The following is a 228-nucleotide window of genomic DNA, read 5'->3' on the forward strand; positions in this document are numbered from 1 at the left end:
TCCGGTTCGAGCTGGAGCTGAACGTAGGCGAGTGTGACGGGAGGATCGTGGGCACGCTGGGCTATGCCACGGCGCTGTTCGATGAGTCGACGGTCAGGCGGCAGCGGGATTATCTGCTGGCGCTGCTGCGGGCGATGGTTGCGGACGCGGGGCAGCCGGTGGAGCGCATCGACATCCTGCCGGCGGCGGAGCGCCGGTATCTGCTGGAGGAGCTGAACCGCACGGAGG

At 68.4% G+C, this 228-nt stretch carries 1 protein-coding gene; it reads left to right on the plus strand.

The window, feature by feature from the left end:
• Positions 1 to 47: 47 nt before the first annotated feature.
• Positions 48 to 228: hypothetical protein (locus tag AB4Y34_RS42575; RefSeq protein WP_368719381.1), on the plus strand; the 181-nt coding region annotated here is incomplete at its 3' end.

This window comes from Paraburkholderia sp. BR10954 (assembly GCF_040965775.1).
GTDB classification, from domain to species: domain Bacteria; phylum Pseudomonadota; class Gammaproteobacteria; order Burkholderiales; family Burkholderiaceae; genus Paraburkholderia; species Paraburkholderia youngii.